Below are 21,407 nucleotides of genomic sequence, written 5' to 3'. Positions count from 1 at the left end.
GGCGAACGGGGGCGGGGAGGCCGCGAGCCGTGGGCTGCGAGGCTGGGGAGGCGTGAGGTTGTGGTGCTGTGCGGGCGGGTGGGACTCAAAGGGGCAGGCGGGAGGCGGGCGCAGGCGACGTAAGCACTGGAGGGAGGAGCACCGCGAGCGACTGAAGCGCGCAGCGAGCGTGCGCCCGCCTCCCGGCTGGGGCTTTGGAGAAGTCCACCACCGATCCATGACCACCGATTTATAGGCGATCGACGGTAGCCACGCCGTCCACTCGCGCTCTCGAATCACCGAATTGCCCAATCACTCACTACATGCATTCGTATCCGGACCGACGGGTACACAAGCGGGCCGCGCCCACGACCCGGTATGGACGATATCGACGTCGAGCCGGTGGATCGCGTCGAGGAACCGGAACGCGACGAACACGCCGAGAAAGATCCCGAGAGCGACGAGTCTGAGCTCCCGACCGAGACGGACGCCGCCACGGACCTCCCGGTGGGCGTCGACGCCCCGGACTACGTCCTCTACGGCGGGAAGGGCGGCGTCGGGAAGACGACGATGGCGGCCGCGACCGGGCTCGCCTCGGCGGCGGGCGGGGTCAACACCCTCGTGGTCTCGACCGACCCGGCCCACTCCCTCTCCGACACGTACGAGACGGAGATCCCGGCCGAGCCGGCGCGCATCCGCGAGGACATCCCCCTGTACGCCGCCGAGATCGACCCCGACGACGCGATGGAGGAGGGGATGTTCGGTGCCGACGGCGACCCGCTGGGCGGAATGGGCGAGATGGGGGACGCGATGGGCGGGATGATGGGCGGCGCGGGCGGCGCGGGGGACGGCGAGGGCGACGGCGGCCTCGGCTCTTTGCTCGGCGGAACGATGCCCGGCGCCGACGAGGCGGCCGCGATGCGCCAGCTGCTGGAGTACCTCGACGATCCGCGGTTCGACCGGGTCGTCGTCGACACCGCGCCGACGGGACACACCCTCCGGCTCCTCCAGCTCCCAGAGATCATGGACTCGATGATCGGCCGCGTGATGAAGCTCCGAAACCGCTTCTCCGGGATGATGGACGGGATCAAGGGGATGTTCGGCGGCGGGGAGGACGAGCCGGACCCCTCCGCCGACCTCGACGAGCTCCGCGAGCGGATCGAGCGCCTCCGGAGCGTGCTGCGGGACCCCGCGAAGACCGACTTCCGCGTGGTAACCATCCCCGAGGAGATGAGCGTCGCCGAGTCCGAGCGCCTCGTCGCGCGCCTCGACGAGTTCGGGATTCCGGTGAACACGCTCGTGGTCAATCGGGTGATGGAGGGCGTCGGCGACGTGACCGACGGGAGCGGGGCCGCGATCGATCCCGACTGGATCGTCGAGCCGAACCCGGACACCTGCGAGTTCTGTGCGCGTCGGTGGGAGGTCCAGCAGGACGCGCTGCGTCGGGCCACGGACCTGTTCCGCGGGCGCGACGTGAAGCGCGTGCCGCTGCTCGCCAAGGAGGTCCGCGGAGAGGCCGCGCTACGGGTCGTTGCCGCCTGTCTACGCTAGGGTCGCTCCTCCGACGGGCCGAACAGCCCCTCGCGGACTCGCGCTGCTACGCCCGAGAGGTACGCCTGTCCGAAGGTCGCGACGATCAGCGCTCCCGCGGAGTTGTACATGAGGTCGAGTACCGTATCGTCGAGTCCGAACTGGGCGAGCGGCATCGAGATCCCCGTCTCGTCGGCGACGATGTCGAGCGTGAACTCGAACAGCTCCCAGACGACCCCGAACGCGAGCACCACCACGAAAATGAACACGAAGGCGAAACGCGAGGGTATCTGGATCCGGTCGCTGTGGATGTCTATCGCGCGCAGTGTCGTGTATCCCGCGCCCGCGACCAACGACGCTGAGAGCGCGTGGGTGACGTGGTCCCACCAGCCGATCTGCGCGTAGAACCACGCCGACCCGAGCGTGTGGAAGAACACCGCCGCCGTGATCCACACGCCGAGCCACGGATCGAGCGGAATGTCGTAGTTGCGCTCGACCAGCGCCGGCACGAACGTGACGAACAGCCCGAGTCCGCCGTTAGTGATCGCCTTCGGATGGCCGAACGCGACGCCGTAGGCGACGATGGCGACCAGCAGGACCTGCATCACCCTCGTGAGTCGATTCTGCGTCCGGGTCGGCGGGCGGGCTCGAAGGGCGCCGCGGACGGTCATCGGCGCACCACCCCCCAGATGGCGCCCCGAAGCCGCGCCCCGCGCCGCCGGAAGTACGCGTCGAAGAGGACGCCGGCGGCGAGTCCCGCCAGCGTCACGTAGATCCACTCGATCATCAGCGCCTCGTTCGTCGTCAGGAACGAGGTGCCGAGCAGCCGATCGGCGTTCCACCGGAGCACCGTCCACGCGGCCGCCGTCGCCATCGTCGTCAGCACGACGAACAGGACGGCGAACCAGTGAGTGACCCGCAGCGACGTGAACATGTGGAGCTCGACGGTGACGATCAGCGCGAACGCGGCGATCGCCAGATACGTCGAGAACGTCCCCAGCTCACCGCCGAGAAGCGCCCGCACCAACACCGGCAGCAATGCGAGACCGAGCACCTCCCACGGGAGCATCACCCGCGGGTCGCGCGCCGCGACCGCCGGCGCGACCACGACCGCGGTGATGGCGGCGACGAGGACCATCGGGAGGAAGTCGAACCCGAGCAGGCTCTCGACGAACACCCCAACGAGGACTGCCACCATGGCCCACGCGATCACCGCGTTCGTCCGCCCGCTGCGGAACAGCCGCGCCAAGCGGTCCTCGATGGCGCCGCCGTCGGGAACGTCCGGCTCCGGATCGCCCGGATCGGGGTCGCCGAGAACGCGATCGAGCGGATCGGAACCGTCGGGACCCGGCTCGTCCGGATCTCGCCCCTCGATCTCGCCATCGGACTCCCCGTCGGAGGCGTCCGCCGCGGATCGGTCGGTGTTCATACTCTCCTTCAGGCCGGCCCCCACTATATGGGTTGCCTCCGCGAGAGAGCGAACGGACGCGCTTTTACCCGGCACGCGCCTTCGTCCGGTATGAACTGCAGGCGGTGTGGAACCCCGCTCCGCAAACCCGGGGACTACTGTCTCACCTGCAACACCGCCAACGCCGACGCCGTCGTCGTCGAGTTCTCGGCGGACCGCGCCCGGCTCACGATGCTCGACGAGGACGCGGTCGTCGGCGAGACGACCGTGACGACCCGGCCCGAGACCGACGAGCAGCTGACCGAGATCCAGCTCCGCAACTTCGCCGGGCGCGTCGCCGACGAGATCCGCCGGAAGCGACCAGACACCGTCTACGCCGCCGGCGACCGGGAACCCCTCCGCGAGACGCGCGCGCAGGTCCACCACGAGTTCTACCGCGTTCCCGACGCGGGTGTCGACGAGGGCTCCGGCGGGGACCGCGGTCGCACGAACGATGAGGGTCGCGGCCGCGAGAGCCCGGTCGTCTCGTGGGTGCTCGACCGCCGCGGCGACCGCGCGCTGGAGGTGGTCGAGACGCCGCCCCGCGAGAAGATCGGCGGGTCGCACTCGACGCTGATCGGCGACCGGAAAGGCCGGAAGGCGGTCAGTACGGTCGCGCAGCACCCCCACGTCAAGAAGATCGTCCCCGGTCCGATCGACGCCGGCGGCACCGGTTCGCGGACGGGGTTGCGCGCGAAGGCGACGCGCGCCGGCACGAACGGGAACGTCCGGCTCCTCCTGCGGGACGGCTCCAGCGTGCAGGAGAACCGGATCGTCACCACCGCGATGGACCGCGAGACCGGCGAGCGCGTCCGCGAGGACCTCAACGAGGCGCTTCGGGACGCGGAACTGCAGGACTGACCGCGCCGGCGCGACCGGGGGCGCACCGAGCGACGCCGCGGCGGTAACTCCCGGTAGGTATTTCCGCCGGCGCACGCGATCGCTTATAAATGCTGAGCGACGTGATGGAGGACTACCTGAAGGCGATCTACGTCCTCCAGTCCGAGCAGGGCCCGCCCGTCTCGACGTCGGCGATCGCGGAGTACCTCGACAAGACCTCGCCGTCGGTCACCGACATGCTGGGCAAACTCGAGGAGCGGGGGCTCGTCGAGCGCGAGCCGTATCGCGGCGCGGAGCTGACGGCGGAAGGCGAGGCGGTCGCCCTGGAGATCGTCCGCCACCACCGGCTGTTGGAGGCGTTCCTCGCCGAGCGGCTCGACTACGACTGGAGCGAGGTCCACGAGGAGGCGGACGCCCTCGAACACCACATCTCCGAGGCGTTCGAGCGGCGCGTGGCGGAGGCGCTCGGGGACCCCGCCGTCGACCCCCACGGGGACCCGATCCCGAGCGCGGACCTCGAACCCGTCGACGAGGGGAGCGGCGCGCGGCTCGCGGACCGCGAGGAGGGCGACCGCGTGCTCGTCACCCGCGTCTCGGACCGCGACGAAGACGAACTGGAGTACCTCGCCGACGCCGGGATCACCCCCGGGACAGATATCGAGGTCGTCGACGTCGCCCCGTTCGGGATGGTAACCGTGGCGACGCCGACCGGCGAGCAGAGCCTCCCGGTCGAGATCGCCCGCTCGATCCGGGTCGAGGACGCGGACTGACCGCGGTCCGGCTCCGCCCGACCGCAACACCTGCGCCCCACCGCCCACACTCGTACATCGGTGTCGGTTCCCCGCCCGTAACGCCCACGGTCCGTTCGCGGGACTTTTCACGAAAACGCCCCTCTCGGTCGGTGTGAGTCTCCTCGTAACGCTCGGCGCCGGCGTCGTCTTCGGGCTGGCGCTCGCGGCCCCGCCCGGACCGATGAACGCTGTGATCGCCGAGGAGTCCGTGCTGCGCGGTCGCTTCGCCGGCTTCCGGGCCGGCCTCGGCGCCGCGACCGCCGACGCGATCTTCTTCGTCCTCGCGTACGTCGGCGTCGTCGCGGTCGTGGAGTCGTTCCCGCTGCTCCAGGGCGCCATGGTCGCGGTCGGCGGCGTCCTGATGCTGTACTTCGCCGTCGGCGCGGCGCGCGGCGCCCGAGCGTCGTTCCGGCCGACCTCCGGCGACGAGCCCATCGTCGAAGAGGGGAAGGGGTTCCGCAAGGCGCTGGTGCTCGCCTTAACCAACCCGTACCAGGTGCTGTTCTGGCTGACGATCGGGGTCGGGCTCCTCCGTCCCGGCGAGCTCGACGTGCTCTCCCGGCTCCCCGTCGTCGGCGGGGACCTCGCCGGAACCCTCGTCGTCGCCACCGGCTCCCCGGCGCTCATCGGCGGCTTCTTCCTCGGCGTGTTGACGTGGATCGTCGGGTTCCCGACCGGGCTCGTCGCCGCCGAGCGCCGGATCGAGACGTTCGCGCCGATGGTCGCGGTCGGCTCCGCGATCGTCCTCGCCGGGTTCGGCGTCTACTTCCTCTACGACGCGGCGACGACGCTGGCGGCGCTCGGAGCCTGACTCTCCGACGGGCGAACCTGTCCGGCGTCCCGGCGACCGACATTGACAACGGCTTTCACTCGCGGGCGTGACCGCCCGGTATGTTCGAGAAGACCACGTGGATCAAGCTCCCGCGGAACGTGCTCGTGGGGCACGGCGTCCTCGACGACCTCGGGGAGGCGGTCGGCGAACTGTATCTCACCGGTCGCCCGCTGATCGTGACGAGCCCGACGCCCGACGACATCGCCGGGGACCGGGTGCGCGCCCAGTTCGACGACCCCGCGACCGCCGTCGTCGAGGAGGCCTCTTTCGACGCCGTCGAGGAGCTGAAGGAGACCGCGGAGGCGGTCGACCCCGGCTACCTGATCGCCCTCGGCGGCGGGAAGCCGATCGACATCGCGAAGATGGCGGCCGACCACCTCGGCGTCGGCTTCGTCTCCGTCCCCACGGTCGCCTCCCACGACGGGATCGTCTCGGGGCGGTCCTCGATCCCGGAGGGCGACACGCGCCACTCGGTCGCGGCCGATCCGCCGCTGGCGGTCGTCGCGGACACGACGCTGATCGCGGACGCCCCGTGGCGGCTCACCACCGCGGGCTGTGCGGACATCATCTCGAACTACACCGCGGTGAAGGACTGGCGGCTCGCCCGGCGGCTCCGCAACGTCGAGTACAGCGAGTACGCGGGGGCGCTCTCGGAGATGACCGCGGAGCTGCTCGTCGAGAACGCCGACATGATCCGCCCCGGGTTAGAGGAGTCGGCGTGGGTCGTCGTGAAGGCGCTCGTCTCCTCCGGCGTCGCGATGTCGATCGCGGGCTCCTCGCGGCCCGCCTCGGGCGCGGAACATCTCATCTCCCACCAGCTCGACCGGACCGCGCCGGGGCGGGCGCTCCACGGCCACCAGGTCGGCGTCGCCTCGATCATGACGGAGTACCTCCACAGCGGCGAGAACGGCGAGTGGGCCGCGATCCGCGACGCGCTCGCCGAGCTGGACGCGCCGACGACCGCCGCCGAGCTCGGCATCGACGACGCGGAGCTGATCGCCGCACTCACCAGCGCCCACGAGATCCGCGACCGGTACACGATCCTGCAGGGCGGGATCAACGAGGCGGCCGCGATCGAGGTCGCGACCGCGACGGGCGTCATCGACAGGTGACAGCCCCTCGGTGACCCGACCCGTCGACCGTCGGTGACCTGACCCCCCGACAGCCGGCGACCCGTTCCGCCCTCGAAAGCGAAATAACCGTCCCGCGACAACCCCGCGTATGTCCACCGCCAGCGTTCGCGACCGGGTCAAAGAGCGGGCCGGCGCGGTCACCGTGCTCCTCACAATCGTCGGCTACGGCGCGGTCGGCGGCGTGTTCCTCGTGCCGCAGTTTCAGGCGCTGTTCCCCGAACTGACGCGGAGCACCGTCGACCTCTTCGCGCACGCCATCGCCGCCGTCAACACCGTCACGATCGGCACGCTCTCGCTCGGGTGGTACTGGATCCGCAACGGCGAGGTGAAGAAGCACGCGGCGGCGATGACGACGTCGTTCGCCCTCATCCTCGTGTTCCTCAGCCTCTACCTGCCGAAGGTCGCCGGCGGGGGGACCCGAGAGTTCGTCTTGGAGTCGGCGTACGCGTGGGTCCCCCTCTGGGACTGGATCTACCCGGCGTACCTGATCATGCTCGCGATCCACATCATCCTCTCCGTCGTCGCCGTGCCCGTCGTCCTCTACGCCGTCGTCCTCGGCCTCACGCACTCGCCCGCCGAGCTTCGGAACGAGACCCCCCACCGGCGAGTCGGGCGGATCGCCGCCAGCGCGTGGCTCCTCTCGCTCGTGCTCGGCGTCGTCACCTACCTCATGTTGAACCACGCGTACGACTCGACGTTCGCGGCCGCGGAGGCCGCGACGGCGCTCGTCCCGGTGGTCCCCGGGACGTAACTCGTCCCCCCTCCGCGGCCCCCTTCGACGCCACACCGCGGCGGCACCCACCCCCGTCCGCCGGCACCGAAACGTTTGACCCGCGCCACGGCCACCCACAGGCATGACCGACTGGATCGGCGACGTCTTCACCAGCGAGGCGGGTTGGAACCACCTCGAATCGCTCGTCGACATCGGCGACCGCATGACCGGGTCCGACGGCGAGCGCGCCGGGCTCGAACTGACACGCGACGCGCTGGCCGACGCCGGCGCGCGGGACGCGCGAGTCGAGGCGTTCGACATTCAGGGGTGGGAGCGCGGCGGCAGCGAGATCCGACGCGGCGACGACCCGGTCGCGAGCGGGCGCAACGCCTGCATCGCGCTCCCACGGAGCCCGAGCGGAGACGGGACCGGCGAGTTCGTCGACCTGGGGTACGGGGTCCCGGAGGACTTCGAGGCGGACCTGACGGGGAAGGTCGTGATGGTCTCCTCGACGACGCCCGACTCCGTCGACCGGTTCATTCATCGCCGCGAGAAGTACTACCACGCCGTCGAGGCCGGCGCCGCGGCGTTCGTCTTCGCGAACCACGTCGAGGGGACTCTCCCGCCGACCGGGAGCGTCGGCACCGCGGACGCGCCGATCGGCGAGATTCCGGCGGTCGGCGTCTCGAAGGAGGTCGGCGCCCGACTCGCGCGCCGCCGCGAAGGGGAGCCGCTCACCGTCGCCGTCGACTGCGAGACGGCCGACGCGACGAGCGGGAACGTGACCGCCGACCTGGGCCCCGACACCGACGAGTACCTCGTGGTCTCGTGTCACGTCGACGCCCACGACCTCGCGGAGGGGGCGATGGACAACGGCGCCGGCACGGCGACGCTCGTCGAAGTCGCCAACGCCGTCGCCGCCCGGGAGGACGAACTCGACACGAGAGTGCGCTTCGTCGGCTTCGGCGCCGAGGAGGTGGGGCTGGTGGGCTCCTCCCGGTTCGCCGCCGGTGTCGACCCCGACCGCGTCAAAGCGGTCGTCAACATCGACAGCAACGTGTTCGGTCGCACCCTGAAGCTCGATCACCACGGGTTCGACGCGCTGGCGGCGGCCGGGAAACGGGTGAGCGACCACTTCGACCACCCGATCACGCTCGGCGAGGAGCTGGTTCCCCACAGCGACCACTGGCCGTTCGTCGCGCGGGGAGTCCCCGGCTACATGGTCTCGGGGGAGACGGAGGGGCGCGGGCGCGGGTGGGGACACACCGGCGCGGACACGCTCGACAAGCTGGAGTCCCGAAACCTCCGCGAGCAGGCGATCCTCCTGACCGAACTGGTCGTCGACCTCGCCGGCGACGACGTGTCGACCGCGCGGCGGCCGACCGAGGCGATCGCGACCGCGCTCGAACGGGAGGGGAAGGCGACCGGGATGAAGATCACCGGCGACTGGCCGTTTTAGCTCCGCTCGCTCGCCGCGAACCGGGAAGTTTTCACACGCGCCGGCCACACTCCCGGCTATGGAACCGTCGGAACGCCGCGTCGCCGTCGTCGGCGACGACGATCGCGCGTCGGAGCTCCGAGACGCGGTCCGAAACGCCGGTGGGCGGCTCGCGGAGCCCGCAGACCCGATCGACGAAGCCGAGGCGGACACGGGTCCGGCAGCGGTCGGCGGCGAGCGCCCCGACGCGACCCTCGTCGTGGCGGTCGGCGACGCGGCGGTCCGCGACGCGGTCGTCGCAGCGCCGCGCGGGACGGTGATCCCGGTCGCCGATCGGCGGCTCGGCTTCGATCGCGACGGCGCCGTCGCCGCCCTCCGGCAGCTCCTCGACGGCTCGGAGACCGACGATGTCGTCAACCGCGTCACGCATCCGGTTCTCGCCGTCGACGACGGGGCGGGAACACCCGTGCGGACCGCGTTCGACGTCACCGTCGTCACCGACGAGCCGGCGCGGATCTCGGAGTTCGCGGTCGAGTTCGCTCGCGGCCGAGAGGAGTCGATCCGCGCGGACGGCGTCGTCGTCGCGACGCCGCTGGGAAGCGACGGGTACGCGAACGCCGCCGGCGGCCCCCTCGTAGAGCCGGGCGGCGGCCTCGCGGTGGCGCCGATCGCCCCGTTCAGCACTCGCACGGACGCGTGGATCACTGCGGAGCGCGTGCGGCTCACGGTCGAACGGGAGGGCGAGCCGATCGCGCTCGTGGTCGACGGGGAGCGGCGCGGGGCCGTCGAGCCGCACCGACCGATCGAGATCGAGGCGGTCGACCGGGTCGCGTTCGCGACGCCGAAGGGGGGTCGCGAGCGCGCTGATCGGAAACACTCTAATAACTCGTGACCGGATGTGTGGGTATGGACCCACTGCAGTTCCTCGTTCCGCTCGGCTGGCTGTCCGAAGTCGGACCGATGCTGCCGTACGCGATTCTCGTGATGGCGGTCGCAAACCTCGCGACCCGACACATCGCGCACCGGCACCACGTCGAACAGGGGAGCGACGGCGACAGCGTCGAACCGTACACGCCCCACGCGTTCACGAACATCGGACTGATGCTCTTGACGTTCCTGTTCGTGCTCAACGCCCCGATCAGCGGGACGATCCTCGCAGTGATCGTGATCACGATGCTGATCGCCGACCTGTTCGAGCTTGAGGCGCGCAACGTCGAGGCGCGCAACGACATGCCGATCGAGGCCCCGAAGAGCTCGATCGCCGCGTCGTTGCTCCTGATGGTGTTCGTCGCCTACTACTCGCTGTTCTTCCTCGTCTCGGGGATCTGGAACCAGTTCGTCGTCGCGTAAGGCGACTGCCGCCCCGTATCGAGTTCTGTTCGTTGCCCGCCGTTCTCGAAGAGCGAAGCCTCACTGCGAAAGGCGAAGCCGACCGTCGAAGACGGGGCGTCGGCTGAACGACCGCCGGTAGCGGGCGATGACCCCCGCGCCGAGGGGTCGACGCGTCACGCGAGCCTCCGACCGTCGCCGTGTGCGAACCGTTTCTCCGCCGTGACCTGTCGGTCCCGCCGGACTCGCTGTGTCGGCGTCGACATACGACGGCGATCGGCGGCCTCGACGAACGACGGCAGAGACGGCCTTGACGACCGACGGCAGGATGGCCGAGACGGCCTCAACAGAGAAAGTGCGGCGCCGGCAGTGCGGGAGAAAACGGCGGGCAGAGCGTGAACGTCGAGGAGAGAACGGTCGCGTCCGGTTCGCGGTCAGTTCGCGGCTTCGGCTTCGTCGCTGAGCATGTCGCGGAGCTGGCGACTCACCGGGATGAGCACCCAGAACGTGAGCGCACCGAGGATCATCAGCCAGAACGAGGCGTCGCCGAGAACCAGCCCGATCTCGCCGTAGGCCGTGTTGACCCCTTCGGCCGGGTTGACGAGCTGGACGATCTCGTAGTACGAGGGTGTCCGGTACCAGCCGCCGAAGGTGAGCCATCCGAGACCGCCGAGCGTGAACAGGGTGAACCCCTTCATGAACTCGTCTGCCATTACCTCAGGTTTCGCTGGAATCACCTTGAGGCTTTCCCATCCCTTGCCCGCGGAACCGCGTGCCGAGAACGTACACCGCCGTTCCGGCGACGAGGAACGCGATTCCGGTGATCGCGAGGACCGCGACCAGCAGGTCGTCGGAGGGGTAGAGCCCGGCGTTGTTGAGCAGATAGACGATCGTCGTCCGGACGAAACTGATCTGCAGCGTCGCCGCGTCGATCAGCGTGAAGCCGATCAGATACGCGATCACGGCGGCGAGCGTGGAGAAGACGGTGACGGCCTTGTACAGCCGAAACGGAACGACGATCTCCCGACCGTCGGGACCCACGCGCGGGCCGGTGGGCTCGTTCCGTGGATCCTCGTCGGCGTCCTTCGCGACGGGATCGCCGGTCTCGTCGAACGCCTGTGTGTCGTCGTGGTCGGGTGGTGGTGACATCGGTGACGGAGACCGCAAAATCGAGGTGGTTCAGCCGGCTTACTTCGGCGGCCGCAGCATGTAGTACCGGCGGTTCAGGTCGTACATGTACCCTTCACGCATCGTCTTCAACACCGCGTAGGTGATGATGCCGCCGAGCACCGGCAGGATGAACGTGAGAGTGAGCAGCAGGTCGAGCGAGATCGGGAAGAAGTTCTGGATCGCGAGCGCCGCGAGCGTGAACGCCAGAACGACGCCCGTCACGCCGACGGCGGCCCAGAACGGCTGCTCGACGGGGCGACGCGCGCTCCCCTTGTTGAGGAACGGCACGAGCCCGATGACGCCGAAGATGACCCCGTGAGCGACGATCCCGAGCAGCTCGTTCGACATCACGATGTTGCCGCCGAGCACGGCCAGCTCGGGATTGATCGGGTTGAGCTTCAGCAGCCCGAACGACCAGTAGAGGTACCAGTCGGGGAGGATGATCGCCGGCGTCGCGCCGGGGTTGGCGGGCTCGCCGAAGTGGGCCGGCATCAGCGCCGCGACGAGGATCATGATCCCGACGAAGAAGCTCGTGATCGCGAGGTTCCGAAGCGTCTCGTGGGGCCACGTCGGGAAGCCGAGCACGTCGCGCTCGACGTACGTCGACTCCGTGCGGAGGTCCTCGTCCTCGCGGCGCGAGCGCTCGAAGTACTGGTAGGTGAGCTGTGCGAGCCCCTGCGAGCGCTCTTTGCGGTCCGACCAGGCGGGGGTCTCGTCGTCCGGCGGCACGGTGGCCGGCGGGCCGCCGTCCGTGCGCGCTTCTGCGTCGGTGCCTCCGTCCGTCATGGGAGTGTCGTTGTCGGTCATTGGATTAGTGCGGCTCCGCGATGCCCTGCACCCAGACGATGCCGACGTGGAGGGCGATGAGCCCCGTCACCACGAACGGCAGCACGAAGACGTGCAGGATGTACATTCTCACGAGCGTCGCCTGTCCGAGCGTGAAGCCGCCGAACAGGAGCTGTGCCGCCCACTCGCCCACGATGGGCGTCGCGAGCGCCATCTCGACGCCGATCTGCGCGGCCCAGAACGACAGCTGCTTCCACGGGAGCACGTACCCGGAGAAGCCGAACAGCAGCGTCAGACCGATGAGGACGATGCCGAGGATCCAGTTGACCTCGCGGGGCTCCTTGTAGGAGCCGGTGAAGTACACGCGAAGCATGTGGAGGAACACCGCCGCCACCATGAACTGGGCGGCCCAGCGGTGGATGGAGCGGAGCATGTACCCGAACTGAACGTCCTTCATGATCATCACGAGCGAGTCGTACGCGGCCGTCGGGTCGCCCTGCGCGGCGGCGCCGGCGGTCGACGGGGCGTAGTAGAAGCCCAGTAGCGCGCCGGAGACGGCGGCGACGAGGTACGCGACGATCGACAGGGACCCGAGCGAGTACAGGGGGTACCAGTACCAGAACTTGTTGTCGAGGTCGTACTGTTCGGTGTGGCTTTTCGGCATCTGGAGGTTCGCGCGGTAGTACATCGTCTCCAGCAGCTCGAGGTAGTCGACGATGCGAAGCCGCTTGTCGAGCCAGATGAGCGTGGTGAGGAACGCGGTCTCGATGACCGTCAGGTCCTGTTTTTTGAGCCACGCGTTGTGGTCCATCTCGTCTTGTTTTTTGAGGCTCATTGTCGGGTTACTTCTTGTAGTACGGGTAGACGGCCTGTTTGATCGTCTCGGTCAGGTCTCCGGTGTCGACCTCGACGCCGTCTTTGTCCTCCTCGCGGACGTAGAGGTCCTCCCACTTGCGGCGGCGCTTCTTCACGATCATCACGTCGGGGAGGAACTCCTTGCGGTAGAGGAGGAGGATGAAGGCGAGGTCGATGAAGATCATCGCCAGCAACGCGCCGGCGAACATGTTCCCGAACTCGGTCGAGGCCCACGAGGACATGAGCCCGTACACGAACAGGGAGACGAACACGACCTCGACGACGGTGAGGAGCACGATCGCGATCGCGGCGGCGGTGCTCTCCCGGGCGGGCTCGTACCGGTGGATGTCGCCGTACGAGGAGCCGCCGGAGCTCATTGGTTCCCTCCGTGGCCGGTGTGAGCCGACTCACCGTACTTCAGCAGGTAGAACGTGAACACGAACGTCAGCGCGATGCCGAGGATCGCCGCGATGCCGACCCAGTGGGCGTGCAGCGGAACGCCGACGTGAGCGATGTTCTCCGGCCATCCGGTGTTCCCGCCCGTCTCGACGGTCGGAACGTCCCCACCGACGGCGATCCCGCCGTGCATCCCGACCGCGGTGTGGGGGACGCAGTGATAGTGAGTGATGCCGGCGTCTTCCTCGCTGGTTTCGTACTCGTAGGTGTGCCCCTCTTCGCCGATCGGGTCGCCGCTGTCGAGGCTGGCCGGGCCGCCGCCCTCGACGGTCTGCACGTTGTGGTCGCCACCGCTCCCGGTCCACTCGAAGATGATCGTCGTCCCGGGATCGACCCACAGCAGCGTCGGGTCGAAGGCGAGCCCCTGATCGCCGGCCCCGACTTGAACGGTGACCTCGCTCTCGCCGCGGGCGTCCTGGTAGGACCCGACGTTCCCGCTGCTGGCTCCACTCGGCCAGTCCGGTTCTGCCTCCTGTGCGGAGGCCGTTCCGGTCGCCCCGGCCGAGGCCGCCACCGCGGCGCTGGCACCGCCGGCCGTCCGCACAAATTCCCGCCTTTTCATACAGGTTTACTCGGGACGGGGTGCGCTTAAACCCACCGACTGAATCCGTTGGCGGGGATGGGTTTACAAGGCTTGTGTCCCGCGAAATCGGCAGTTCACTCGTTGCGATCGTTTTCGTTCACGACCCCGCCTTCGACCGGCACGAAGTCGGGACGCTCCTTGGCCTCTCGGAGGGCCCGGAGCCGCTCGCGATACTCCTCCGAACGGAACCGATCGGAGAGCCGCGCGTTCGCGACCATGACGAAAAGCAACAGCCCGATGAGCAGGAACACGATCCCCATCGCCGGCGCGACGATCGTGTTCAGATCGGCGACGAACGAGGCGACGAGCAGTGCCCCCCCGGCGAGCACCTGCACGACCGCGATCACCTGAATCATCAGGTTGCCGAACTCCCCGGACCCCTCCGGAACCGTGTCCGGGTGCGGGAGCGACCAATCCTCGGGGGGTTCGGGCACGTCGTGCGACTCCATCGCCGCCAGCGCGACGACCGGTTCGATGTCGCGGAGCACGGTCCCCTGCCCGGTCACCTCGCCCGTCGGCCTGACGATGGCGTACCCCTCGTCGGAGTAGACGAGGAGCCGCTCCTCCCCGTCCTCGCGGACGCGCTCCAACACGCCGAACACGTCTCGGCGCGCGATCCGAGACTTCAGCTCCGCCTCGGCGCGTTCGAGCAGCCGGTCGCCGGTGATCCACGACTCCGGATCGAACGCGGCGTCCCACTCCTCGGCGCTCATCCGGGCCATGTCCGCGGGGCCGAAGTCGTCGAAGTCGTACTCCTCGTCGACCCGCTGACGGAGCGCGGCGAGATCGTCCGCGCCGTCGGGAGCGTCGCCGCCGTCCCCGTGAGATGCGTCGGCTCGGGGAGACCCGCCGTCGCTATCGGGCCCGTCCGGTTCCCGGTCCGGCCGCGACCCCGGATCCGGTTCCGTCGAGGTGTCCTCCATTGCTCGGTGGTACGTGCTCCGGAGGCTAACTGTTTTCGTCTACGGGCGCGGTGACGCGTGTCGGGACGCCGCGCCCGCGGAGCGCGGATCGCGGGGCTTTACGCGACGGAGACCCAACCGCGGGTAATGGTCGACGAGTCGGTTATCGCGGCGGCGGCCGGGCTGTCGGTGACGGCGAGCCTCCCGTTCCTGCTGTACGGAGCGTGGATCATGATCGACACCGAGACCGTGACGTGGACCGTCCTCATGCGCCACCTGCGGTACATCGGCGTCGGGCTGGCGCTCACGACCGTCCCCATCGTCGGATGGATGCTCCCGCGGCTCTTCGATCGCCTCTCCGGGCTCGCCGTGATCCACGCGTTCCTCGGGGTGCAGGCGTACGCGCTGTTGGCGTTCGCGCTCACCGGCATCGCCAGAATCCTGCAGGCGAAGCGCAACGCCGACGCCTACGAGGACCCCGACGTGGACATCGACGAGATCCACGAGGACATGGGCCACTGGCGCGCCCGGCTCCGAGCCGGCGTGGCCGGCTTCATGCTGCTCTGGCTGTGCGCGTGGGTGACCGGGCTCTACCGGTTCTATGCGATCCACGTCGCACCAATGGTCTGAGGGGGCGGTTTGGCGGGCGCTCGCCTCCCGCGTTCGGGCGAGCGACGGGGCGCCCGAAGCATCGATCGCACCGATCGACAGGTTCAATCCCGTTTTCGCCGTAGGAGGGGGTATCGTGGCAGTCACCTTCGACCTGTTCGGGACCCTCGTCGACGTCGAGTACCCGTCCGACCCCGCGGAGATCGTCGCGCGCGAGCTGGAGTCGCGCGGCGTCGAGGTGCCGGACGACTGGCACGTCGCGTACGGCGAGCGACACGTGGACGCCCCCTCGGGCGCCGAGGTCCCCCTCCCCGCTCACGTGGCACACGCGCTCGACTCCCGCGGCGTCGAGGCCGCCGACAACGTCGTCCGGCACGCCGTCGTCGCGGCGTTCGACCCGGACGTGAGCCGGCGCGACGGCGTGCTGGAGGCCGTCAGCGACGTGAGCGACCGCGGGCCGGTCGGGCTCCTCTCGAACTGCGCGGTGCCCGAACTCGTCCCCAAGACGCTGATCCGCGCCGGGCTCCGCGGCGAGTTCGACGCGGTCACGACCAGCATCGGCTGCGGCTGGCGGAAGCCCCACCCGAAGGCGTTCGAGGCGGCGTCCGAGGCCCTCGACATCGCGCCCGGGTCGCTGGTTCACGTCGGCGACGACCCGGCGGCGGACAGCGGGGTCGAAGACGTTGGCGGCCGGTTCGTGGACGTGACGGAGACCCCGCTCGACGAGTTGGCGGCGCACCTCGAAGCCGAGCCCTGAAACCGGCGAACGCGCTATTCGTCGCCCGAGTCGCTGCCGATCCGATCGCTCCACTCCGGAGCGATCCGCTCCTCCGCGAGGAGCTTTTCCAAGTGCGCGACGACCGTCGCCCGCGCGAGGTCCGCGACGCCGGTCAGGTCTTTCTCGTAGGCCCCCGCCACCACGGCGTCCACGCCGTCGGCGCCGGCGTCGACCGCGTCGAGAACCGCCCGCTCGCGGTCCGCCCGGTGGTCGATCAGCCGCTGACAGGCGGACTCCGCGTCGTTGATGGCGGGGCCGTGTCCGGGGTAAAGGCGCCCGTAGCCGGTGTCGCGGACCCGCTCGAGACTCCCCAGGTACGCTCGGAGGTCGCCGTCGGGAGCCCCGACGACGACGCTCCCCTCGGCGACGGTGAGGTCGCCACAGAGGAGGTCGCGGGGACCGCCGTCCGCGGCGTCGCCGTCGGCGCTCTCGTCGCCGCGCTCGCCCGCCGACGCGACGGCGAATGCGACGTGATCCGGCGCGTGTCCGGGCGTCTCGACCGCGCGGACGGGAGTGTCGCCGACGCGGTCGCCGTCGCGGAACGTCCCGTCCGGCTCGACGCCGGTCGCCCTCGCGAACCGGTCGACGTGGTCGGCGTGCGCGAACACGGGCACGCCGGTCTGCTCCGCGTACGCGGCGACCGCGCCGACGTGGTCGGGGTGCGTGTGCGTGACGGCGATCGCGTCGACCGCGACGGACTCCGGTTCGCCGTCGCCCACTCGCTTTCGGCCCCTCTCCCCCGCACCGCCGACGCCGACCGCCGCGTCGAGCGCGTCCGTCCGCGCCGCGGGGTCGACGAGGAGGCCGGCGGCGAGGTAGGCGTTCGTCGTCCCGCCGGGCGCGCGGGTGTCGACCGGGACCTCGACGCGGGCCACGCGCGGGCCCGAGTCCGGCGCCGTCATTCCTCAGTCCCCGCGTCCGACGGAGGAGCCGTCGCGTCGGTCGAGCCCGGAGCGCGCGGCGGGACCCGGCCCCGATCCGGCGCGGTCTCGTCCCGGGATCGGGACGTTCGTGTCGTCGGCGACGGCGAACCGCGAGAGGTCGGCGACGCCGGCGTCGACCGCCTCGACCGAGCCGTACGGGCGGCCGACGACGATGTCGCCGGCCTTGCTCCGGTTGATTCCGGGGATCGCGGTCAGCTCGTCCATCGACGCCGCGTTGACGTCGAGGGGGTACGGAACGCCCGTGACCGAGCGGTAGCCGTGGTCCGTGATCGCCACGTCGATGGCGGTGCCGAGCTCCCGCTCGCCGGGGACGGCGACGAGGAGCGCGTAGGTGCCGAGCTGGCGTCCGAACGTCTTGCCGTCCTGGTGGTACTCCAGGTGCACGTCGGGGAGCACCGTCCCCGGCGGGACGACCCGGTCGAGCATCGGGTTGTCGACCGTTTCGCGGACCTCGCGTTTGTACGCCTGGAACTGGTCTTTATGCTCCTGTGCCACCTCGGCGCCCGTCTCGGCCATCTCCGTGCCCGCGAACGCCATCACCTGTCGGATGTTGATCCGCCGGAGCATGAGCCCCTCGTCGTAGACGCTCTGGAGGAACGCCTTGTTGTGCTCGTACGTCTCCGGGCGCTCGCCGGTGAGGCCGTGAACGAGGTTGATCCCGGGGAGGAGCTTCGGCAGCCGCGGGGAGGCGTCCGGGCCGGTCGAGGGGCCGGTCACCCGGTCGTCGCCGCCGGGCGTCGTCGCCGGCGCGTCGCCCGGCCGCCACCCGCCTTCCTCGTTGACGACGCGGACCGCCTCCAGGCACTCCTCGGCGGTGACGAGCAGGTTGTTCTCCTCTTGGACCACCGGATCGGCCGATTCGAGCCCGAACGCCGCGGTGTCGCCGGGCGTGTTGTGCGCGGCGATCACGCGGATCGCCTCGCGAGAGGCCTCGGGGTAGTCCGTGATCGTCACCGGGTTCATGTTGTCGAGGTGGAGCGTCCGCAGGTCGGGCGCGACCTCGCGGATCCCGCCGTACAGTTCGCGGAGCGCGTCCGGATTCGGCGCCTCGCCGTCGCCGCCGAACGCGAGGATGTCGGCCTGCCGGCCGAGACGGAAGTGCCTCACGCCGCGGTCCGAGAGCGCGTCGACCTCGTCGACGACCGAGCGCGCCTCGCGGAACGCCGGACTCCCGTACAGCGGCTCCGTGCAGAACGAACAGCGGTAGGCGCACCCGCGGGAAGTCTCCATCTCGCAGATGAGGTAGTCGGGGTGGTTGGGGTGTTGCTCGACGACGAACGCCCCCTTCTCGGCCCACCGGTCGATCTCGGCGTTGTCGCGCATCCGGTTGCCGAACCCCTCTAACCCCTCGCTGACGAGGTCGTACGCGGCGGCCTCCACGTCGCCCATGGCGACGAAGTCGTAGTCGAGGTCGTCGCGCTCGGTCTCGGTCGCGCCCGCGTTCTCCTCGCCGACGCCGAACCGCACCGGCCCGCCCAGCAGGGTGACGCCGTCCGCGGTCCACCCCAGCTCGCGCACCTCGTCCGGCTCCGCGGGGGTCCCGCCGACGTACTTCCCGGGGACGGTCATCCCGCCGACGTACACCATGAGGTCCGCGTTCGCGACGGCCGCGTGTTTCCCCCGATCCTCGCGAAGTTCGTCGATCGTGTGGTACGTGATCTGCGACTCGGGGACGCCCGCGTCGACGAGCGCGCCGGCCGTGTACCGCGGGTACGTCGAGATGTACGGCGGCACGCCGAAATGCGCCGGCTCGTCGACGTAGCCGTCGACGATGGTGACGGAGAGGTCGTTCGGGTCGGGAGGGAGCGAACCCCAGCCCGACGCGGGCGAATCGGTCATGTTACGCCACCGTAGTCGGCCGAGACGGGAAAAGCGTGCGGAACGTCGGGGGAGCGAGCCGCCGGCGTCGGGAGCGGGACGCTGGCCGTGTCCCCCCGCCGAGCGTCCCGCCGCCCGGACGGTGCCGGTCCCGAGAGGACCGAACCGACACTCCCGCAAACATTATGATAGCGACAGTTAACAAGCGAATATGTCGGCCCCCACCGAGGAGACCGTCCGCGTCCTCAGCGTTCCGGAGCGGGGCGAGAGTCGGATCCTCGACGGGGACTGGGTGGACGACGGGTTCGATGTCGCAGTCGAGCCGAGCGCGGAGTCGGCTGCCGAGCGACTGCGTCGAGAGCGGTTCGACTGCGTCGTCTCGGGGTATGACCTCCGGGAGAGCGACGGGCTCGAACTGCTCAGAAACGTCCGCGACCGCGACCCCGGAGTCCCGTTCGTGCTCGCGACCGCATCGGGGTCCGAGCGCGTCGCGAGCGAGGCCGTCGCTGCCGGCGTCGCCGACTACGTACCCCTCGGGCAGCGGGAGACGGACGACGACGCCACCGGCGGCGGGGGCGACCCGGCGCCGGTCACCGACGGCGAGACGCTGCGCACCCGCGTTCGCGCGGCCGTCAAACGGGTGCGGGACCGCGGCGAGGGCAGCGAGCGCGAACGCGACAGGCGCCGGTTGGAGACGCTCATCGGCAACCTCCCCGGCTTCGTCTATCGCTGCCGGAACGCGCCGGGGTGGCCGATGGAGTTCGTCCGCGGCGAGAGCGAGCCGATCACCGGGTACACCACGGAGGAACTCGCGAGCGACGCGGTCGTCTGGGGTGAGGAAGTCATCCACCCGGACGACAGAGAGCAGGCGTGGGAGACCGTCCAAGCGGCGATCGACACGGGCGAAGAGTTCGAGGCGGCCTACCGGATACGAACGCGCGACGGCGAGGTCCGCTGGATGTGGGAGCGCGGCTGCCTCGTCGAATCGACCGTCGACGGGACCGCGGTGTTGGAGGGGTTCATCACGGACGTAACCGAGCGGAAGCAGTACGAGGCCGAGCTCGAACGGCGGAACCAGGAGTTAGAGGCATTCACGAGCGTCGTCTCGCACGATCTCCGGAACCCCCTGTCCGTGGCGAAGGGGCGCGTCGAGCTGGCGCGGGAGCGGCACGACGACCCCGACCTCGACCACGCCGCCCGCGCGCACGACCGGATGGAGACGCGGATCGAACAGCTCCTCACGCTGGCGCGGAACGGCGAACGGGTGACCGACACGGAGCCGGTCGACCTCGACGCCGCCGCCGCGCGCTGCTGGTCGGGGGTCGCCACCGACGACGCGACGCTCGACGCCGACGTGGACCTGACCGTCGAGGCGGACCGCGATCGGCTCGTCCAACTGCTCGAGAACCTCGTGCGGAACTGCGTGGAGCACGGCTCCACTGGCAGCCGGGCGGAGTCCGGCGACGCCATCGGCCACGGCGGCGACGCCATCGACCACGGCGGCGACGCCGTCTCCGTGCGCGTCGGCGAACTCGACGACGGAGAGGGGTTCTTCGTCGCCGACGACGGCCCCGGGATCCCGGACGGGGTGCGCGACCAGGTGTTCGACGCCGGCTTCACCACCGCCGCGGACGGGACCGGGTTCGGGCTCGGCATCGTCTCGCGGATCGCGGAGGCGCACGGCTGGACCGTCGAGGCGGTCGACGGGGCCGACGGCGCCCGGATCGAGGTGCGCACCGAACCCGCCGCCTGAGGCGGGGAGGAGACCGCCGCCGCCACGCCGTTTAAGCCCACGCCGCCACAACGTCTCCGTATATGCCATCGACGATGGAGGTCAAATGCGAGAGCGACGACTGCGAGCTCGACATGTTCGAGAACCACTACACCTACGACGTGCCCGACGACCACGCGGTCGATGACCTCTCGTGCCCGTACTGCGGCGGGAGTAACCTCGCCGAAATCGAGGTGTAACTCGTGAGCGGATTCGTCGAGACGGGCCGGTCGGTCGTCCGCCGCGCCCTCGAACGCGTCGGCCGCGGGTGGAGCAAGATGCAGGAGCGGCGGCCGCTCTCGTGCGATCTGCTGGAGAGCGACGACGCTTACCTCGTCGTCTTCGACGCCCCCGGCGTCCGCGGTGAGGACCTGAAGGTGACGTTCCTCGATCACACCGTCGAGGTCGAGCTCGACCGGTTCCGCGACTTCTACGACGGCTACGAGATGCTGTTTCCCGGGCGGGGCGTCTCGCTCTCCGGAAGTGCCGAGCTCCCCCGCGACGCGAACGTGACGCCGCAGGGCGCGAACGCGACGCTCACGCGGAACGGCACCCTCCAAGTGGAGATCCCGAAGAAGGACGACGGCCGCGACGTGGCCGTGGTGGAGGAAGATGAGGAGGCGGACCCCGACGCGGAGGCCGACCCGGCCGCCGACGCCTGATCCGGAGTTCTCGGCAGCCCCTCGCGCGGACGCTCTCGCGTA

25 protein-coding genes are annotated in these 21,407 nt (G+C 70.0%); 14 read left to right on the top strand and 11 right to left on the bottom strand.

Translation table 11 applies throughout. From position 1 onward, the window contains the following. Positions 1–357: 357 nt before the first annotated feature. A complete protein-coding gene (locus tag DJ69_RS06740) occupies positions 358–1,530 on the top strand; it encodes an ArsA family ATPase (RefSeq protein ID WP_099254914.1) in 1,173 nt (390 codons plus the stop codon). Here the strand turns inward: DJ69_RS06740 and DJ69_RS06735 are convergent. Next, positions 1,527–2,114 carry a hypothetical protein gene (locus tag DJ69_RS06735; protein WP_394338353.1) on the bottom strand — a complete coding sequence of 196 codons (588 nt, stop codon included), beginning with the start codon at positions 2,112–2,114 and terminating at the stop codon, positions 1,527–1,529. The genes DJ69_RS06740 and DJ69_RS06735 overlap by 4 nt on opposite strands. Positions 2,115–2,176: 62 nt before the next feature. Then, complete coding sequence (locus tag DJ69_RS06730) at positions 2,177–2,938, bottom strand: hypothetical protein (RefSeq protein ID WP_180271740.1); 762 nt, start codon at positions 2,936–2,938, stop codon at positions 2,177–2,179. 90 nt (positions 2,939–3,028) lie between these two features. On the opposite strand from DJ69_RS06730, the gene DJ69_RS06725 reads away from it, so the two are divergent. The 8 genes from DJ69_RS06725 (at position 3,029) to DJ69_RS06690 (ending at position 10,052) form a co-directional block, all read left to right on the top strand. Further along, positions 3,029–3,817 carry a DUF2103 domain-containing protein gene (locus DJ69_RS06725; RefSeq protein WP_099254912.1) on the top strand — a complete coding sequence of 263 codons (789 nt, stop codon included), beginning with the start codon at positions 3,029–3,031 and terminating at the stop codon, positions 3,815–3,817. Between the two features lie 89 nt (positions 3,818–3,906). Then, positions 3,907–4,566, top strand: a complete 660-nt coding sequence (locus tag DJ69_RS06720; RefSeq protein WP_099254911.1) for a metal-dependent transcriptional regulator — start codon at positions 3,907–3,909, stop codon at positions 4,564–4,566. Between the two features lie 133 nt (positions 4,567–4,699). Beyond that, on the top strand, positions 4,700–5,398 hold the full coding sequence (locus DJ69_RS06715) for a LysE family translocator (RefSeq protein WP_099254910.1): 699 nt from the start codon (positions 4,700–4,702) through the stop codon (positions 5,396–5,398). Positions 5,399–5,478: 80 nt separating this feature from the next. Next, positions 5,479–6,531 (top strand): NAD(P)-dependent glycerol-1-phosphate dehydrogenase, encoded by a 1,053-nt coding sequence (locus tag DJ69_RS06710; RefSeq protein WP_099254909.1) that lies wholly within the window; start codon positions 5,479–5,481, stop codon positions 6,529–6,531. A 109-nt stretch (positions 6,532–6,640) separates the two neighbouring features. After that, positions 6,641–7,303: a DUF420 domain-containing protein gene (locus tag DJ69_RS06705; RefSeq protein WP_099254908.1), complete on the top strand. Its 663-nt coding sequence runs from the start codon at positions 6,641–6,643 to the stop codon at positions 7,301–7,303. Between the two features lie 103 nt (positions 7,304–7,406). Next, positions 7,407–8,723, top strand: coding sequence for a M28 family peptidase (locus DJ69_RS06700; protein WP_099254907.1), 1,317 nt, complete (start codon positions 7,407–7,409; stop codon positions 8,721–8,723). A 58-nt stretch (positions 8,724–8,781) separates the two neighbouring features. Further along, entirely contained in the window at positions 8,782–9,594 is an 813-nt protein-coding gene (locus DJ69_RS06695; protein ID WP_099254906.1) for an NAD(+)/NADH kinase, read from the top strand. A 14-nt stretch (positions 9,595–9,608) separates the two neighbouring features. Beyond that, a complete protein-coding gene (locus DJ69_RS06690; RefSeq protein WP_099254905.1) occupies positions 9,609–10,052 on the top strand; it encodes a DUF7313 family protein in 444 nt (147 codons plus the stop codon). Positions 10,053–10,465: 413 nt separating this feature from the next. Here DJ69_RS06690 and DJ69_RS06685 read toward each other — a convergent pair whose 3' ends face one another. The 7 genes from DJ69_RS06685 to DJ69_RS06655 all read right to left on the bottom strand — a co-directional run bounded on the left by DJ69_RS06685 (position 10,466) and on the right by DJ69_RS06655 (position 14,804). After that, positions 10,466–10,744 carry a DUF7314 family protein gene (locus DJ69_RS06685; RefSeq protein WP_099254904.1) on the bottom strand — a complete coding sequence of 93 codons (279 nt, stop codon included), beginning with the start codon at positions 10,742–10,744 and terminating at the stop codon, positions 10,466–10,468. Positions 10,745–10,748: 4 nt separating this feature from the next. Further along, positions 10,749–11,180, bottom strand: coding sequence for a DUF7315 family membrane protein (locus tag DJ69_RS06680; RefSeq protein ID WP_099254903.1), 432 nt, complete (start codon positions 11,178–11,180; stop codon positions 10,749–10,751). Positions 11,181–11,219: 39 nt separating this feature from the next. Continuing rightward, positions 11,220–12,008, bottom strand: coding sequence for a cytochrome b family protein (locus DJ69_RS06675; protein WP_099254902.1), 789 nt, complete (start codon positions 12,006–12,008; stop codon positions 11,220–11,222). Between the two features lie 4 nt (positions 12,009–12,012). After that, complete coding sequence (locus DJ69_RS06670; protein WP_099254901.1) at positions 12,013–12,822, bottom strand: cytochrome b; 810 nt, start codon at positions 12,820–12,822, stop codon at positions 12,013–12,015. A gap of 7 nt (positions 12,823–12,829) precedes the next feature. Further along, positions 12,830–13,219 (bottom strand): DUF7318 family protein, encoded by a 390-nt coding sequence (locus tag DJ69_RS06665; protein WP_099254900.1) that lies wholly within the window; start codon positions 13,217–13,219, stop codon positions 12,830–12,832. Beyond that, positions 13,216–13,860 (bottom strand): halocyanin domain-containing protein, encoded by a 645-nt coding sequence (locus DJ69_RS06660; RefSeq protein WP_099254899.1) that lies wholly within the window; start codon positions 13,858–13,860, stop codon positions 13,216–13,218. The genes DJ69_RS06665 and DJ69_RS06660 overlap by 4 nt, the downstream gene beginning before the upstream one ends. Positions 13,861–13,955: 95 nt before the next feature. Then, positions 13,956–14,804: a DUF7319 domain-containing protein gene (locus DJ69_RS06655; RefSeq protein ID WP_099254898.1), complete on the bottom strand. Its 849-nt coding sequence runs from the start codon at positions 14,802–14,804 to the stop codon at positions 13,956–13,958. A gap of 126 nt (positions 14,805–14,930) precedes the next feature. Here DJ69_RS06655 and DJ69_RS06650 point away from each other — a divergent pair, with 126 nt between their 5' ends. Continuing rightward, positions 14,931–15,413, top strand: coding sequence for a DUF7321 family protein (locus tag DJ69_RS06650; protein ID WP_099254897.1), 483 nt, complete (start codon positions 14,931–14,933; stop codon positions 15,411–15,413). Positions 15,414–15,528: 115 nt separating this feature from the next. Beyond that, positions 15,529–16,149 (top strand): HAD family hydrolase, encoded by a 621-nt coding sequence (locus tag DJ69_RS06645; protein WP_099254896.1) that lies wholly within the window; start codon positions 15,529–15,531, stop codon positions 16,147–16,149. Between the two features lie 14 nt (positions 16,150–16,163). Here the strand turns inward: DJ69_RS06645 and DJ69_RS06640 are convergent, their stop codons facing one another. Both DJ69_RS06640 and DJ69_RS06635 read right to left on the bottom strand, forming a co-directional pair. Next, the gene (locus DJ69_RS06640) at positions 16,164–17,072 is read right to left on the bottom strand and encodes an MBL fold metallo-hydrolase (protein WP_099254895.1); all 909 of its coding nucleotides are present in this window, start codon (positions 17,070–17,072) and stop codon (positions 16,164–16,166) included. Positions 17,073–17,075: 3 nt separating this feature from the next. After that, positions 17,076–18,953 carry a radical SAM protein gene (locus tag DJ69_RS06635; protein WP_099254894.1) on the bottom strand — a complete coding sequence of 626 codons (1,878 nt, stop codon included), beginning with the start codon at positions 18,951–18,953 and terminating at the stop codon, positions 17,076–17,078. Positions 18,954–19,143: 190 nt separating this feature from the next. On the opposite strand from DJ69_RS06635, the gene DJ69_RS06630 reads away from it, so the two are divergent. The 3 genes from DJ69_RS06630 (at position 19,144) to DJ69_RS06625 (ending at position 21,365) form a co-directional block, all read left to right on the top strand. Beyond that, on the top strand, positions 19,144–20,685 hold the full coding sequence (locus DJ69_RS06630) for an ATP-binding response regulator (protein ID WP_099254893.1): 1,542 nt from the start codon (positions 19,144–19,146) through the stop codon (positions 20,683–20,685). A 62-nt stretch (positions 20,686–20,747) separates the two neighbouring features. Next, complete coding sequence (locus DJ69_RS18270; protein ID WP_180271739.1) at positions 20,748–20,903, top strand: DUF7559 family protein; 156 nt, start codon at positions 20,748–20,750, stop codon at positions 20,901–20,903. Positions 20,904–20,906: 3 nt separating this feature from the next. Next, complete coding sequence (locus DJ69_RS06625; RefSeq protein ID WP_099254892.1) at positions 20,907–21,365, top strand: Hsp20/alpha crystallin family protein; 459 nt, start codon at positions 20,907–20,909, stop codon at positions 21,363–21,365. Positions 21,366–21,407 lie beyond the last annotated feature (42 nt).

Origin of the sequence: Halorubrum persicum (assembly GCF_002727125.1) — an archaeon.
Classification (GTDB): Archaea; Halobacteriota; Halobacteria; order Halobacteriales; family Haloferacaceae; genus Halorubrum; species Halorubrum persicum.
The sequence above is the reverse complement of the archived record's forward strand: the minus strand, read 5'-3'. Positions and strand labels throughout refer to the sequence as shown.

Bases quoted from the DNA above. Each gene is read 5' to 3' on its own strand.
- DJ69_RS06740 (WP_099254914.1), top strand. From the start codon at position 358: ATGGACGATATCGACGTCGAGCCGGTGGATCGCGTCGAGGAACCGGAA.
- DJ69_RS06735 (WP_394338353.1), bottom strand. From the start codon at position 2,114: ATGCAGGTCCTGCTGGTCGCCATCGTCGCCTACGGCGTCGCGTTCGGC.
- DJ69_RS06730 (WP_180271740.1), bottom strand. From the start codon at position 2,938: ATGAACACCGACCGATCCGCGGCGGACGCCTCCGACGGGGAGTCCGAT.
- DJ69_RS06725 (WP_099254912.1), top strand. From the start codon at position 3,029: ATGAACTGCAGGCGGTGTGGAACCCCGCTCCGCAAACCCGGGGACTAC.
- DJ69_RS06720 (WP_099254911.1), top strand. From the start codon at position 3,907: ATGCTGAGCGACGTGATGGAGGACTACCTGAAGGCGATCTACGTCCTC.
- DJ69_RS06710 (WP_099254909.1), top strand. From the start codon at position 5,479: ATGTTCGAGAAGACCACGTGGATCAAGCTCCCGCGGAACGTGCTCGTG.
- DJ69_RS06705 (WP_099254908.1), top strand. From the start codon at position 6,641: ATGTCCACCGCCAGCGTTCGCGACCGGGTCAAAGAGCGGGCCGGCGCG.
- DJ69_RS06700 (WP_099254907.1), top strand. From the start codon at position 7,407: ATGACCGACTGGATCGGCGACGTCTTCACCAGCGAGGCGGGTTGGAAC.
- DJ69_RS06695 (WP_099254906.1), top strand. From the start codon at position 8,782: ATGGAACCGTCGGAACGCCGCGTCGCCGTCGTCGGCGACGACGATCGC.
- DJ69_RS06690 (WP_099254905.1), top strand. From the start codon at position 9,609: ATGGACCCACTGCAGTTCCTCGTTCCGCTCGGCTGGCTGTCCGAAGTC.
- DJ69_RS06685 (WP_099254904.1), bottom strand. From the start codon at position 10,744: ATGGCAGACGAGTTCATGAAGGGGTTCACCCTGTTCACGCTCGGCGGT.
- DJ69_RS06680 (WP_099254903.1), bottom strand. From the start codon at position 11,180: ATGTCACCACCACCCGACCACGACGACACACAGGCGTTCGACGAGACC.
- DJ69_RS06675 (WP_099254902.1), bottom strand. From the start codon at position 12,008: ATGACCGACAACGACACTCCCATGACGGACGGAGGCACCGACGCAGAA.
- DJ69_RS06670 (WP_099254901.1), bottom strand. From the start codon at position 12,822: ATGAGCCTCAAAAAACAAGACGAGATGGACCACAACGCGTGGCTCAAA.
- DJ69_RS06665 (WP_099254900.1), bottom strand. From the start codon at position 13,219: ATGAGCTCCGGCGGCTCCTCGTACGGCGACATCCACCGGTACGAGCCC.
- DJ69_RS06660 (WP_099254899.1), bottom strand. From the start codon at position 13,860: ATGAAAAGGCGGGAATTTGTGCGGACGGCCGGCGGTGCCAGCGCCGCG.
- DJ69_RS06655 (WP_099254898.1), bottom strand. From the start codon at position 14,804: ATGGAGGACACCTCGACGGAACCGGATCCGGGGTCGCGGCCGGACCGG.
- DJ69_RS06650 (WP_099254897.1), top strand. From the start codon at position 14,931: ATGGTCGACGAGTCGGTTATCGCGGCGGCGGCCGGGCTGTCGGTGACG.
- DJ69_RS06640 (WP_099254895.1), bottom strand. From the start codon at position 17,072: ATGACGGCGCCGGACTCGGGCCCGCGCGTGGCCCGCGTCGAGGTCCCG.
- DJ69_RS06635 (WP_099254894.1), bottom strand. From the start codon at position 18,953: ATGACCGATTCGCCCGCGTCGGGCTGGGGTTCGCTCCCTCCCGACCCG.
- DJ69_RS06630 (WP_099254893.1), top strand. From the start codon at position 19,144: ATGTCGGCCCCCACCGAGGAGACCGTCCGCGTCCTCAGCGTTCCGGAG.
- DJ69_RS18270 (WP_180271739.1), top strand. From the start codon at position 20,748: ATGCCATCGACGATGGAGGTCAAATGCGAGAGCGACGACTGCGAGCTC.